Source organism: Bradyrhizobium sp. 199, from assembly GCF_023073355.1.
GTDB lineage: Bacteria > Pseudomonadota > Alphaproteobacteria > Rhizobiales > Xanthobacteraceae > Bradyrhizobium.
In genome coordinates, this window is the sequence record NZ_JADPJI010000012.1 from 40,944 (window position 1) to 54,891 (window position 13,948).

A 13,948-nucleotide genomic window follows, 5' to 3' on the forward strand; every position below is an offset into this window, starting at 1 on the left:
GAAGCGCTGTGCTCGGGCCCGACGGATGCGCAGCAAATGCTGCGTTCCCTCCCCCGCAAGAGGGGAGGGAATGAGAGAGTGGTGCTCCGCTCAGAAGCTCACACACAAATCTCCGTTGAAATTCTCTAACGATTTCAACCCCCGTTCTATTGTGCATGGGGTTGTTTTCGCGGTTTTAGTTTGCGAAGGCCGCAAACTGCTCGGCCACGGCGCGATAAACCTCACGCCGGAACGGCACCACGAGGTCGGCGACGCGGTCGAGGCGCTCCCAGCGCCAGGCGTCGAACTCCGCGGGCTGGCCGTTGCGCGGCGTCAGCGGGTCGATCTCGTCGTCGCGGCCGGTGAAGCGCAGTGCGAACCATTTCTGCCGCTGGCCGCGGAATTTCGCCAGCCGGTGCGTCTGCGGGCCGTCGTAAGGAGGGAATTCGTAAGTCAGCCAGTCCGACTCGCCGAGATAGTCCGCGCTGACGACGCTGGTCTCCTCCCAGAGTTCGCGCATCGCGGCATCGCGCAGATTCTCGCCCTCGTCGACGCCGCCTTGCGGCATCTGCCAGTCCAGCCCCGGCAGGATGATCTCGGGGCCGTCGCCCTTGAAGCGGTGGCCGATCAGCACACGGCCGTCGGCATTGAACAGGGCAATGCCCACGTTGGAGCGATAGGGTTTTTCATTCGTCACGCGGGGCATCTCTCATCGTCATTCCGGAGATGCCTTAGCATCGAACCCGGAGCGACAATTTGATTCATTCATGTGCCAGCGCGGAAAATTCCTGCACCACGCGTTCATAGACCGGGCGCTTGAAGGGTATGATCAGCCCGGTCAGGTTCTGCATCGGCTCCCAGCGCCAGCTCACGAACTCGGCCTTGTGGCCGCCACCGGGTTTTTCGACGTTGATCTCGCTGTCCTTGCCGGTGAAGCGCATCGCGTACCATTTCTGGCGCTGGCCGCGGTAGCGGCCCTTCCAGGCGCGTCCGGCGACCGTGCGCGGAATGTCGTAGGTCAGCCAGTCCGGAACCTCGCCGAGGCGCTCGACCGAGCGCACGCTGGTCTCCTCATAGAGCTCGCGCTTGGCGGCCTCCCAGGTGTCTTCGCCGGGATCGACGCCGCCCTGCGGCATCTGCCAGACATGGCCGTCATCGACATGTTCGATCCCGCCGGCGCGGCGGCCGATGAACACCAGGCCTTTCGTGTTGATCAGCATCACACCGACGCAGGTCCGGTAGGGCAGATCCTCGTAACGCGCCATTCCGCCAGACCTCTCGCATGCTCTCGGTTGGGGCGCCAATGGCCCCGCGAGGACCCGTGCCGTACCAATCCGTTGATTTAGCTGGATTTTGATTTCAGCATCGCGGTTGTCAATGGCACCAAAAGGATACCCCGGTCGCTCAATGTCTTGGTCCAGGCGCCGATGCGCTCGATCGAGACGGGCAGGGCGGAGGCCATGCCGACCGCGGCGCCGCGCTCGCGTGCCGCCGCTTCGAGCTTGCTCAGGGCACGGTCGATTTCGGCCGGGGTCGGCACCACATCGATGGCGATGTCGCCCTTGCCGAACGGCATGGCCTGGTTCGCTGCCGCCTGTGGCGCGATGCTGCGGGGCGAGGAGCCGTCGTCGAAGAAGCCCAGGCCGCGCTTGGCCGCCTCGCGGATGATCGGCTGCATCGCCGGCTCCGTCGCGATGAAGCGGGCGCCCATGAAATTGGTGATGCCGGCATAGCCCTGCATCCGGCTCAAATGCCAGTACAGGCGGTCCATGTTCTGGTCGGCGCTGAGCGAGGTCAGCAGCGTCTGCGGCCCCGGATCGTTGTCGGGGAAGTCGTAGGGCTCCATCGGGATCTGCAGGAAGATCTCGTGGCGCTGGGCGCGGGCCCGCTCGGCCAGCTTGCCGGGATCGGCGCCGTAGGGCGTGAACGCCAGCGTCACCGCCGGCGGCAGCTTCATGATGGCGTCGGTGGTCTTGGCGGCGCCGACGCCAAGGCCGCCGATCACGATGGCGACTACCGGCATCTTGGCGGCCTTGGCGCGGTCGGCGTCTGCTGCGTAGACGTTGAACGGCTTCAGCCCGTCCGCGACCGCCGGGATCATGCCGTAGCGTGACTTCTCAAGCAATTTTGGATTGATCCCTGCCATGACAGGCGGCGGCGCGGAGGCCGCGGCATCGCCCTTGTCGGCGGCTTCGCCGGCGCCGATCACCACGTCGTGGCGGGCGCCGGTGGAGCCGTCGATCATGGTGACCGTCTTCTGCTCGCCGGGCGCGGCCTGCTTCGCCGCTTCGCTGGTCTCGTGCTTGCCCTCTTGCTTGGTTTCGGACCCATGGCCCGCGGCGGCGGGCTTCTCGTCCGGTGCCTTGTCCGTCGGCTTGAGCGCGATCCGCGTCATCGGCTCGCCGCCGAGCGGATCCTTGTTGAAGATCGCGAAGCCGGCAAAAGTAACCAGGAACAGGCCGAGCAGGACCGCGAGCAGCTGCATGGCCGTGAACGGCAGCCGCAGCCGGCGTTTCCGGCGCGGCTTATCCTGTCCGAGCGGGGCGCTCAGATCATCGGCCGTTTCAGTCATGCGCGATCCCGAATCACTGCGAATGACGATACCACGCCGGGGTCAAGCGGCGGCAGGCCGGGAAAGGCCGGGGACGCCACGAGTTCCAAGCAAAAAGGGCGGCTCCAGGAGCCGCCCTTTTCGTCAGATCTTACGATCCCAGGATTTAGTTCGCCGCCTTCGGCTTGTCGGTCGTGGCCTTGTTGTCGCCGCCAGTGGTGGGCGCGGCGGAGGCGCTGTTCTTGATGCCGTGGAGCAAATCGCCGGCGAGCTTGAGCGCCTTGTCGTCCTTGGCGTCCGGCGGGACGTAGGACTGCGAGCCGGTCTTCTCGTCGCCGTCGTTCTTGAGATGGCCGCGCAGCGAAGCTTCGCCCTTGGTGTCGGTGCGCGACTTCAGCTCGTCCGGAACGTCCTGCAGCACTTCAATGTCGGGCACGATCCCCTTGGCCTGGATCGACTTGCCCGACGGCGTGTAATAGCGCGCGGTGGTCAGGCGCAGCGCGCCGTTGCCGCTTCCGAGCGGGATGATGGTCTGCACCGAACCCTTGCCGAACGAGCGGGTGCCGACGATGGTCGCGCGCTTGTGGTCCTGCAGCGCGCCGGCGACGATTTCCGAGGCCGAAGCCGAGCCGCCATTGACCAGCACGATGACCGGCTTGCCCTTGGTGAGGTCACCCGAATGCGCGGTGCGGCGCTGGGTTTCCTCGGCGTTGCGGCCGCGGGTCGACACGATCTCGCCCTTCTCCAGGAACGAGTCGGAGACGGTGACCGCTTCCTCGAGCAGGCCGCCCGGATTGTTGCGGAGGTCGATGACGTAGCCCTTGAGCTTGTCGCCGATCTGATTCGAGAGGTTGGCGACCTCGCGCTTCAGGCCTTCGGTGGTCTGTTCGTTGAAAGTGGTGATGCGGATATAGGCGATGTCGTCCTGCTCGACGCGCGCGCGCACCGAGCGAACGCGGATGTTGTCGCGTACCAGGGTGACGTCGATCGGATTGTCCTGGCCCTTGCGGATGATCTTGAGCTTGATCTTGGTGTTGACCGGGCCGCGCATCTTCTCGACCGCCTGGTTCAGGGTCAGGCCCTGCACCGCCTCGTCGTCGAGATTGGTGATGATGTCGTTGGCCATGACACCGGCGCGCGAGGCCGGCGTGTCGTCGATCGGCGAGACCACCTTGATGAGGCCGTCTTCCATCGTGACCTCGATGCCGAGGCCGCCGAATTCACCGCGGGTCTGCACCTGCATGTCGCGGAAGCTCTTGGCGTCCATGTAGCTCGAATGCGGATCGAGGCCGGTGAGCATGCCGCTGATGGCGGATTCGATCAGCTTGGTGTCGTCGGGCTTCTCGACATAGTCGGAGCGCACGCGCTCGAAGACGTCGCCGAACAGATTGAGCTGGCGATAGGTGTCCGCGGTGGCAGCTCGCGCGCTCGAACCCATGAACACCGCGCGCGGCTGCGTCACGAACAGCGTCAGCGCCGCACCGGTGGCTGCGCTGAGGAGGATTACTGAAGTCTTGCGCATCATCCGCGAACCTTCTCGCCTTCATTTGCGGCCCACCATGGGCCTGGATCGATTGGAGTGCCGTCCTTACGGAACTCGACATACAGCACAGGTTGACTCGCGTTCGTCGCAAGAATGGATGCGACCTGAGAGGTCGATCCCATGGTGGCGACCGGCTCCCCCGTGAGCACAAACTGTCCGATGTTGACCGAAATGCGCTCCATCCCGGCGATCAGCACATGATACCCGCCCCCGGCGTTGAGGATCAAGAGTTGTCCATAGCTGCGGAACGGGCCGGAATAGACCACCCAGCCGTCACACGGCGTTGTGACCTGGGAGCCGGGCTTGGTCGCCAGCGAAATCCCCTTCTGGACCCCGCCGACCCCGTCGGAACCGCCAAAATCCCTGATCTTGTTACCGTTAACCGGAAGCGGCAGCAGGCCCTTGGCCGCGGCGAAGGCAATCGCGGGGGTGGTCCGGGACCGGTCCTTGAAGGCGCCCGGGCCGGATTTGGCGCTCGCGGCCGCCTTGGCTTCGGCCAGCTTTGCGGCCTCGGCGGCCTTCTCGGCTGCCTTGGCCGCGCTTTGCAGGTCCTGCTCCATCTTGGTGATCAGCCCTTGGAGATCCCCGACTTGCCTTGACAGCAGGATCGCGCGCGAGTTCTCGGCGTCGAGATCCTTTTCGCGCCCCGCCTGCTGGCGTTGCCGCTCGTCGACGAGGGCGGTGAGCCGGGTCTGGTCGTTGCGGACCCGGTCGCGGTCCGAGGCGAGCTGGTCGCGCTCGGTGGCGATGGACTTGCGCAAGGCTATGAGCTCGCCGAGCTCGCTTGCGATCTTTTCGGCGCGGCCGCGCAACTCCGGCACCACGGCCCCGAGCAGCATCGCCGTGCGCAGCGATTGCAGCGCATCTTCGGGCCGCACCAGCAGCGCCGGCGGCGTGCGCCGCCCGGCCCGCTGCAACGCCGCGAGCACCTCGACGACGTCGGCGCGGCGCGAATCAAGCGAGGAGCGCATCGCCTGCTCGCGTCCGTTCAGCGCGCGCAACCGTGCTTCGGTGTCGTCGATCTTGCTCTCCACGCTGCGCACATTCGCGGCGGTGTCGATCAGCTGCTGGTTGAGCTGAGTGCGGTCCTGGCCGAGCGCGGTGATCTCGGCCTTGAGCTTGGCTTGTGCTTCCTCGGCGCTCTTCTGCCTGGCGCGGGCGGCTTCCAGTTCCTGCTCGCGCTGCTTGATGGCATCGGGCGAGACGGCTGCGGTCTGCGGCGCCGGATTTGCCGTCTGAGCTTGCGCGAGGCTTGCGCCGGCAACGCTTGTGATCAGCAACAGGTTGAGGAGCGGCGCTCGCATCGTGTCGGCAAAGGTGCTCGTTGTGGCGCGCATCACGCGCGGTGATAGGGGTGGCCGGCCAGAATGGTGGCGGCCCGGTAAAGCTGTTCCAGAAGCATGACGCGGACCATTTGGTGCGGCCAGGTCGCAGAGCCGAACGCGATCGCGAGCTTGGCCTTACGGCGCAATTCGGGCGAAAGTCCGTCCGCCCCTCCGATCACGAAGATAGTATGTCCGGCGCCCTCGTCCCGCCAGCGCGACAGATGCCGTGCGAATACGGTCGAATCCAGATTCTGGCCGCGCTCGTCCAGCGCCACCAGGATCGATTTTTCCGGAATATGGACAGAGATCGCCGCGGCCTCCTCGCTCATCCGCGTCGCGGTGTCCCGCGCGCGGCTTTCGGGGATTTCGTGGACCAGGAGCTCGCGGAATCCAAGCTTGCGGCCGGCCTCGTCGAACCGCTCGAAATAGCGGTCGGCAAGCTCCCGTTCGGGGCCCTGCTTCAGCCGGCCCACCGCAATGACAGCAACACGCATGATCAGGGTCGCGTTTTCAGGGCCGCGCGCAAGAAGCGCGCGCACGACGCTAGCATGCGCGTCAGCCGATTCGAAATCGGCTCGATGAGCCTAGATCGCCTTCGCCGCCCCTGGACCCTGCGTGTACAACCGCTCGAGATTGTAGAACTCGCGGACCTCGGGTCGGAACACGTGCACGATCACGTCGCCGGAATCGATCAACACCCAGTCGCAATTGGGCAAGCCCTCGACGTGGATGTTCTTGATGCCGTTTTCCTTGAGGCCCTTGGCGACGTTTTCCGCGATCGCGCCGACGTGCCGGTTCACCCGGCCGGTGGTGACGATCATGTAGTCGGAGTACGCCGATTTGCCGCGAAGGTCGATGGTGACCGTCTCTTCCGCCTTCATGTCGTCGAGGCGGGAGAGGATCAGGCTCAGCGTCTTGTCGGCGTCGGGTTGCGCCTTCAAGGCCGCAGCTTTGGTCGATGTTTTACGCGCCGGCTTGGTAACCTCGGGTAAAACAGGCTCTGTCTTGGACAATACAGATGTGGTCAGGGACCATTCCTTTCACTGTATCGCGAACGCCGAATCCGGCACTCACTGGTTACACTACATCATGTGGGGTTAAGGGTTTCAATATGCCAGAGAGCCCGAGGCGCCACGATGCCCGCAAGGTCTGACTCACTTCGTACCTTTCCAGCTTCCGTCGGGGTTCCGTAAGCCGGTTGAAGAGAGATTCAGCTTCATTCCTGTCAGGAAGACCCAGGCGGGCGCCGGTCGATCCGCAAGCAGCGCTGCCTCGTTCTCCGGCACGCGGTAGCGCCGGAGCGCCTGGGCGGCGGGGGAGGCGAGGGCGCGAAAGCTCTGCGGCGGGCGATCGATCACCGCAATCGGCACCTGGTCGGCGATGCGCCGCCAGTGCTGCCAACGATGGAATTGGGAGAGGTTGTCGGCGCCCATGATCCAGACAAAGCGCAAGCCCGAGAGGCGGCGGCGCAAGGTGTTGATCGTGTCGACAGTATAGCGGGTACGAATGACGGATTCGAGACAGCTGACCTCGATCCGCGGGTCGTCGGCAACGTCGCGCGCCGCCTGCATGCGTTCGCCGAGCTCATGCAGCGTGCCGTTCTCCTTCAGTGGATTGCCTGGCGTCACCAACCACCAGACGCGATCGAGCTGAAGGCGCTTCAGCGCAAACTGGCTGATGGCGCGATGGGCCTGGTGCGGCGGATTGAACGAGCCGCCGAGCAGGCCGATCCGCATGCCCGAGATGTGGGTTGGTATGGCCTGCGCGAAGAAACGTGGCGCGACGAAATTGTTGCTCAATGCCCCGCGCCCTGCGTCGTTTACGGCCGCGTCTGCCCGGTGCCGTGAACGCGATATTTGAAGCTCGTCAGCTGCTCGGCGCCAACCGGGCCGCGGGCATGGAAACGGCCCGTGGCGATGCCGATCTCGGCGCCGAAACCGAACTCGCCGCCATCGGCGAATTGCGTCGAGGCATTGTGCAGCACGATCGCCGAATCGACCTCGCTCAGGAATTTGTTCGCCGCACGCTCGTCCGCGCTCACGATCGCGTCGGTGTGATGCGAACCGTGGTTCCGGATATGCGCGATGGCGCCGTCGACGCCGTCCACCACCTTCGCCGCGATGATCGCGTCGAGATATTCGGTGTCCCAATCGTCCTCGCCGGCAGGCTTTACGCGCGCGTCGATTTTCTGCACGGCGTCGTCGCCGCGCACTTCGCAGCCCGCCTCGATCAGCATCTCGACCAGCGGCTTCAGATTTTTACCGGCAGCAGCGCGATCGACCAGCAGCGTCTCGGCCGCGCCGCAGACGCCGGTGCGGCGCATTTTGGCGTTGAGCACGATCGACTTCGCCATGGCAAGGTCGGCGCTGGCATCGACATAGACGTGGTTGACGCCTTCGAGATGCGCGAAGACAGGCACGCGCGCTTCCTGCTCGACGCGTGCGACGAGGCTCTTGCCGCCGCGGGGCACGATCACGTCGACGGCACCGTTCAATCCCGACAGCATCATGCCGACCGCCGCGCGGTCGCGCGTCGGCACCAGCGTGATCGCAGCTTCAGGCAGGCCGGCTTCTCGCAGGCCTTGCACCAGGCATTCATGGATCGCGCGGCAGGAGCGGAAACTGTCGGAGCCGCCGCGCAGGATCACGGCATTGCCGGACTTCAGGCACAGCACGCCCGCGTCCGCCGCGACATTGGGCCGGCTCTCGAAGATCACGCCGACGACGCCGAGCGGCACGCGCACGCGCTCGATGGTCATGCCGTTCGGCCGCTGCCAGCTCTCGGTGACGATGCCGACGGGATCGGCAATGCCGCGCACGATGCCGATGCCTTCGGCCATCGCCTCGACCCGCGCTGGCGTCAGCGTCAGGCGGTCGATGAACGAGGAGGTGGCATTGCCCGAAGCGCGGGCCTCCGCGACGTCCTCGGCATTGGCGGCGAGGATCGCCGCAGCATTGCCGCGGATCGCCCGTTCCATGGCCTTGAGCGCCCGGTTCTTCTGCTCCGGCGGCGCCAGCGCCAGCACGCGCGCGGCAGCGCGGGCACGGGTCCCGAGATCGGACATCAGCGCCTGAAGATCGGCATTGCCGTCGACGGCTTTGAGGGGGGCGGCCATTGGAGTTTGAACCTTCTGCTAAGGCGGTGTCCTAGCACGGAAATCCCGCATTTGCGAAGGGCGGGAAGGGTATGGCAGGGCCCTGGATGGCGGGTAGGCTAGACCAGTGGCCCCACCCGATGTCATTCCGGGGCGGTGCGCAAGCACCGAACCCGGAATCTCGAGATTCCGGGTCTGGTCCGTCGGACCATCCCGGAATGCCGGGGCAAAAGGGCTTACCCGCCCACCACCAGATCATCCCGGTGGATCATCTCCGACCGCCCGCTGATGCCGAGGATGGCCATCACGCCGGGGGAGGAGCGGCCCTTGATCCGTTCGGCGACCTCGGCGTCATAGGCGATCAGGCCGCGACCGACCTCGCTGCCATCAGGACCGCGCACGATCACAGCATCGCCGCGGGCGAATTGGCCCTCGACCTTGATCACGCCGGCCGGCAGCAGGCTGGCGCCGGCGCGGAGCGCCGTCACTGCGCCGGCATCGATGGAGAGCGTGCCCTTCGGCTCCAGCGTGCCCGCGATCCAGCGCTTGCGCGAGGTGATCGGGTTGGCCGGCGTCAGGAACCAGGTGCAGCGGCCGCCATCGGCAATCGCCTGCAGGGGATGCTCGATCTTGCCGGAGGCGATCAGCATATGCGTGCCGCCTGTGGTGGCGATCTTGGCGGCCTCGACCTTGGTGCGCATGCCGCCGCGCGACAGCTCGGACTCGGCGTCTCCCGCCACCGCCTCGATCTCCGAGGAGATGCTCTCGACCACCGGAATCAGCTTTGCGTTCGGGTTGTTCTTCGGCGGCGCGTCGTAGAGGCCGTCGATGTCGGACAGCAGCACCAGCAGGTCGGCGCTCGCCATGGTGGCGACGCGCGCGGCGAGACGGTCGTTGTCGCCGTAGCGGATCTCGTTTGTCGCCACCGTGTCGTTTTCGTTGATCACGGGGATGGCGCGCCATTCCAAGAGCTTGCCGATGGTGGAGCGCGCGTTGAGATAGCGGCGGCGCTCCTCGGTGTCCTGCAGCGTCACCAGGATCTGGCCCGCGCCGATGCCGTGGGCGCCCAGCACCTCCGACCAGATCCGCGCCAGCGCGATCTGTCCGACGGCGGCGGCGGCCTGGCTCTCTTCCAGCTTCAGCGGACCGCGGGGCAATTTGAGGCGGCTGCGGCCGAGCGCGATCGAGCCGGAGGAGACGACGAGAACGTCGCGGCCTTCCTGGTGCAGCTTGGCCATGTCGTCGGCGAGCGCGGCGAGCCAGGACGCCCGCACCTCACCCCTGTCGGAATCCACCAGTAGAGCGGAGCCGACCTTGACGACGATGCGGCGGAATTGACTGAGTTCGGGGCTGGCCATGTGTATATGTGCTGGCGCGTGTGGCGAATTGCTCGGCTTGGTGACGGCGGAGCAAACAAGCGGCGCCGATAAGGCCTGCTTTTGCAGCAGGACGATGTCCCGCGCAAGGCGGCCGGCATGTTAAAGGATGAATGCCGGGTTGTCCCGGGCGGCCGTCCGGCTCTCATGCTGCGAACCACAACGGGTGGAGGAAACCAATGGATCGCCGCAACTTCATCGCCGGATGCCTCGGGTTGCCGCTGTTGGCGCAAGGGGGCGGGTCGCAAGCGCAGGCCGCGCTGACAAAAATGATCTTCCCGTTCGCGGCCGGAGCCGGCGGCGACACGCTGTGCCGGTTGATCGCGCAGGAGATGGCGCCGGCGCTGCAGCGGACCATCGTGGTCGAGAACCGCACCGGGGGCGACGGCCTGATCGGCATCAAGGCGGTGAAGGGGGCCAGCCCCGACGGCGGGATGGTGCTGGTGACCACGGGCCCGACCATGTACCTGCTGCCGATGGTGGAGACGATTCCGAGCTTCGATGCTGCAAAGGATTTCGTCCCGGTGTCGCTGCTGGCGCGGTTTGAATTTGCGCTGGTGATCAGCCCGGCGGTCGACGCCACGGATTTCAAGTCATTCGTGGGCTGGCTGAAGGCACATCCGGATAGAACCTCGTACGGCGTACCCAGCAGCGGCACCATTCCGCATTTCATGGGCTCCAAGCTGGAGAAGGACCTCGGCATTCCCCTGAGCCGCGTGCCCTATCGCGGCAGCGCAGCCATCCTCAACGATCTCGTCGGCGGCCATATCCCGTTCGGGATCACCACGCTGGCCGACGCGCTTGCGCAGCATCGCGCCAAGGGCGTGAAGATCATCGCGGTGAGTAGCGCGGACCGATCGCCTTTTGCTTCAGAGGTGCCGACATTGAAGGAGAGCGGCATCGATCTCGTTGCGGATGCCTGGTACGGGATGTGGCTTCCCGCTGGCAGCTCCCCGGAATTCGCAAGCAAGCTCGGCGCCGCCGCAAGCGCCGCGCTCGCCAAGCCCGAGGTGAAGGAGAAGCTGATGGCGATCGGTCTCATTCCGGTCGGGTCGACACCGGACGGATTGATGAAGGAGCTCGCGGCGAACACCGCGCTGTGGCAGCCGATCGTGAAGGCTACGGGATATAAGATCGAGAATTGAGTCTCTCCACCGTCATTGCGAGGAGCGAAGCGACGAAGCAATCCAGAATGTCTCCTCGGAAGATTCTGGATTGCTTCGCTGCGCTCGCAATGACGGTGTGGATCGATGCGCGATCGTATCGTTGACCCGTAGAGAGCGGCTTACATCTTCGCGCGCTGCGCGATGCCGTCCTTGATCGACGCCAGCTCCGCCTCGTCCCAGATGCCGATCAGGACGCCGCCCTTCACCTGGAGCTGGTTGTCGGCATATGCGGCGATCTTCTCGCGCGGCGTGGTGATGTGGTCGTTCGGATGCAGCGCCCAGTCGAACAGCTCCGCCTGCAATCGCGCGATGATGCCGGCGCAGTCGGGATCCTCGCCGCGATCCAGAAATTCTTCCGGATCGGTTTCGAGGTCATACAGCATCGGGCGGAAGCCGGAGGCGTGGATGTATTTCCAGCGGCCGTCGAACGCCATGAACAGGCGGCAGCGCTCGATCGGTTGGTTCAGCTTCAGCCTGACATCCTGCATGGCATAGTCGTATTCGGAGAAGGCGACCTTGCGCCAATCCGGCGGTGTCGAGCCGCGCAGCAGCGGCAGCAGCGAGCGTCCTTCGAGGATGTGGCCCGGCACCTTGCCGCCGAAATAATCGACGAAGGTCGGTGCGAGATCGATCGCCTCGACCAGCGCATCGCTGCGTGTGCCGCGCGTCGCGTCGGCCTCTTGCGACGGGTCGATGATAACAAGCGGGATCTTGGCCGACTGCTCGTGGAACAGGTCCTTCTCGCCCATCCAGTGATCGCCGAGATAATCGCCATGATCGGAGGTGAACACGATCATGGTCGTGTCCGAGAGGCCGCGCTCCTCCAGAAACTTCATCAGCACGCCCATCTGGTCGTCGATCTGCGTGATCAAACCCATATAGGTCGGGATCACCTTCTCGCGGGCCTCATCGCGCGCCATGTTGCGGGAGTAGCGCATGTCCATGTAGGCGCCGAACACCGGATGCGGATTCTGCCGCTCGCGCATCGAGCGGATCACCGGGATCATGTCAGAGGTCGAGTACATGCTGGCGTAGGGTTCGGGCGCGATGTAGGGCCAGTGCGGCTTGATATAGGACAGATGCAGGCACCACGGCTTGCCGTCGGTTTCGGCCTCGCTGATGAAGTCCATCGCGCGCCGCGTCATGTAGGGCGTCTCGGAATGCTCGTCCGGCACGCGCGCGGCCTTGTCGGCATGCACCAGCAGCCAGCCGTTCTGGAGCGAGCCGTCCTCCGCCGCGCCTGAATTGGCCCAATGCTCCCAGGGATTGGTGGCTTCAAAACCTTGGCTGCGCAAATAGTCATCGTATTTCGGCCGCGGCCGCCCCGTTGGATGCAGGCCGTCGTCGCGCTCGTACGGTTCAAAGCCGCATTCGGCGACATGCACGCCGATCATCGATTCCGGCGGGATGCCGAGCGCCTTCATGCCTTCGATATCGGGCGCCATGTGGGTTTTGCCGACCAGCACGTTGCGCACGCCGATCTTCTTGAGGTGATCGCCTAGCGTGGGCTCGCCGACACGCAGCGGCCAGCCGTTCCAGTGCGAGCCGTGCGAGCGCATGTAGCGGCCGGTGTAGAACGACATTCGCGACGGGCCGCAGATCGGCGATTGCACATAGGCCTTGCTGAACAGCACGCCGCGCTTGGCCATGGCGTCGATGTTCGGCGTCTTCAGCGTGGGATGGCCGGTGCAGCCGAGATAATCATAGCGAAGCTGGTCGCACATGATCCACAGAACGTTCTTCGCGCGCGCCATGCGTCTCGCTCCTTACTTCGTTCGCCCGATATTGCGCTATCGATGGCACGAAGAAAACCTCTCCCTTCGGGAGAGGGTTGGAGAGCGATGCTTACTTCAAGCCGACCACGGCTCCGCCTCGGCCGCGCTCTTGGCCTTGGCCGACACGGGGGCCTCGCCGATCACCTCGACGAGCGCGCGCAAGGCTTCCTTGACGCCATCGCCGGTGATGCCGGACAGCAGCAGCGGGGTCTTCTTGGCGGCGCGCTTCAGCCGCTCCTTCTGCTTCTTCAACTCGTCCGGCTCGACCGCGTCGATCTTGTTCAGCGCGACGATCTCGATCTTGTCGGTGAGAAGCCCGCCATAGGCGTCGAGCTCCTTGCGCACCGTCTTGTAGGCCTTGCCGGCATGCTCGCAGGTGGCATCGATCAGATGCAGCAGGACGCGGCAGCGCTCGACATGGGCGAGGAAGCGGTCGCCGAGACCCACACCTTCGTGCGCGCCTTCGATCAGGCCCGGAATGTCCGCCAGCACGAACTCGCGGCCGTCGGCATTCACGACGCCGAGCTGCGGATGCAGCGTGGTGAAGGGATAGTCGGCGATCTTCGGCTTGGCCGCGCTGACCTTGGCGAGGAAGGTCGACTTGCCGGCATTGGGTAGGCCAACGAGGCCGGCATCGGCAATGAGTTTCAGCCGCAGCCAGATCCAGCGCTCTTCCCCGACCTGGCCGGGGTTGGCGTTGCGCGGCGCGCGGTTGGTCGAGGTTTTGAAATGCGCATTGCCGAAGCCGCCATTGCCGCCCTCGGCCAGCACGAACTTTTCGCCGACATTGGTGAAGTCGTGGATCAGCGTCTCGCGGTCCTCGTCGAAGATCTGCGTTCCCAGGGGAACCTTCAGCACGATGTTCTTGCCGTTGGCGCCGTGACGGTCCGAGCCTGAGCCGTTCTCGCCCTTCTGGGCCTTGAAGTGCTGCTGGTAGCGATAGTCGATCAGAGTGTTGAGGCCGTCGGCGACCTCGATGATGACATTGCCGCCGCGGCCGCCATTGCCGCCGGAGGGACCGCCGAATTCGATGAACTTCTCGCGGCGGAACGCCACGCAGCCGTTCCCGCCGTCACCGGAGCGAATATAGACCTTTGCTTCGTCGAGGAATTTCATGGGCCATAGGTAGGCCAGCCGGT

13 protein-coding genes are annotated in these 13,948 nt (G+C 65.2%); 1 reads left to right on the forward strand and 12 read right to left on the reverse strand.

Translation table 11 applies throughout. The features are described from left to right. Positions 1–175: 175 nt before the first annotated feature. The 10 genes from IVB28_RS29185 to proB form a co-directional block, all read right to left on the reverse strand. Positions 176–676, reverse strand: coding sequence for an RNA pyrophosphohydrolase (locus IVB28_RS29185; RefSeq protein WP_247530994.1), 501 nt, complete (start codon positions 674–676; stop codon positions 176–178). A 64-nt stretch (positions 677–740) separates the two neighbouring features. Next, the gene (locus tag IVB28_RS29190) at positions 741–1,244 is read right to left on the reverse strand and encodes an RNA pyrophosphohydrolase (protein WP_247530995.1); all 504 of its coding nucleotides are present in this window, start codon (positions 1,242–1,244) and stop codon (positions 741–743) included. Between the two features lie 77 nt (positions 1,245–1,321). Beyond that, positions 1,322–2,551: a divergent polysaccharide deacetylase family protein gene (locus tag IVB28_RS29195; protein WP_247530996.1), complete on the reverse strand. Its 1,230-nt coding sequence runs from the start codon at positions 2,549–2,551 to the stop codon at positions 1,322–1,324. A 145-nt stretch (positions 2,552–2,696) separates the two neighbouring features. Continuing rightward, positions 2,697–4,055 (reverse strand): S41 family peptidase, encoded by a 1,359-nt coding sequence (locus IVB28_RS29200; protein ID WP_247530997.1) that lies wholly within the window; start codon positions 4,053–4,055, stop codon positions 2,697–2,699. Then, on the reverse strand, positions 4,052–5,377 hold the full coding sequence (locus tag IVB28_RS29205; protein WP_247530998.1) for a peptidoglycan DD-metalloendopeptidase family protein: 1,326 nt from the start codon (positions 5,375–5,377) through the stop codon (positions 4,052–4,054). The genes IVB28_RS29200 and IVB28_RS29205 overlap by 4 nt, the downstream gene beginning before the upstream one ends. A gap of 32 nt (positions 5,378–5,409) precedes the next feature. Continuing rightward, on the reverse strand, positions 5,410–5,892 hold the full coding sequence (rlmH, locus tag IVB28_RS29210) for a 23S rRNA (pseudouridine(1915)-N(3))-methyltransferase RlmH (RefSeq protein WP_247530999.1): 483 nt from the start codon (positions 5,890–5,892) through the stop codon (positions 5,410–5,412). Positions 5,893–5,982: 90 nt separating this feature from the next. Beyond that, positions 5,983–6,339 carry a ribosome silencing factor gene (gene rsfS, locus IVB28_RS29215; protein WP_027515020.1) on the reverse strand — a complete coding sequence of 119 codons (357 nt, stop codon included), beginning with the start codon at positions 6,337–6,339 and terminating at the stop codon, positions 5,983–5,985. A 213-nt stretch (positions 6,340–6,552) separates the two neighbouring features. Further along, positions 6,553–7,197 (reverse strand): nicotinate-nucleotide adenylyltransferase, encoded by a 645-nt coding sequence (locus IVB28_RS29220; RefSeq protein WP_247531000.1) that lies wholly within the window; start codon positions 7,195–7,197, stop codon positions 6,553–6,555. 20 nt (positions 7,198–7,217) lie between these two features. Next, complete coding sequence (locus IVB28_RS29225; protein ID WP_247531001.1) at positions 7,218–8,513, reverse strand: glutamate-5-semialdehyde dehydrogenase; 1,296 nt, start codon at positions 8,511–8,513, stop codon at positions 7,218–7,220. Between the two features lie 215 nt (positions 8,514–8,728). After that, a complete protein-coding gene (gene proB, locus IVB28_RS29230) occupies positions 8,729–9,850 on the reverse strand; it encodes a glutamate 5-kinase (protein WP_247531002.1) in 1,122 nt (373 codons plus the stop codon). Between the two features lie 197 nt (positions 9,851–10,047). Here proB and IVB28_RS29235 point away from each other — a divergent pair, with 197 nt between their 5' ends. After that, entirely contained in the window at positions 10,048–11,013 is a 966-nt protein-coding gene (locus IVB28_RS29235) for a Bug family tripartite tricarboxylate transporter substrate binding protein (RefSeq protein ID WP_247531003.1), read from the forward strand. A gap of 140 nt (positions 11,014–11,153) precedes the next feature. Here the strand turns inward: IVB28_RS29235 and IVB28_RS29240 are convergent, their stop codons facing one another. Both IVB28_RS29240 and obgE read right to left on the reverse strand, forming a co-directional pair. Continuing rightward, positions 11,154–12,788, reverse strand: coding sequence for an alkaline phosphatase family protein (locus tag IVB28_RS29240; RefSeq protein ID WP_247531004.1), 1,635 nt, complete (start codon positions 12,786–12,788; stop codon positions 11,154–11,156). Between the two features lie 96 nt (positions 12,789–12,884). Then, entirely contained in the window at positions 12,885–13,925 is a 1,041-nt protein-coding gene (gene obgE / locus IVB28_RS29245) for a GTPase ObgE (protein WP_247531005.1), read from the reverse strand. Positions 13,926–13,948 lie beyond the last annotated feature (23 nt).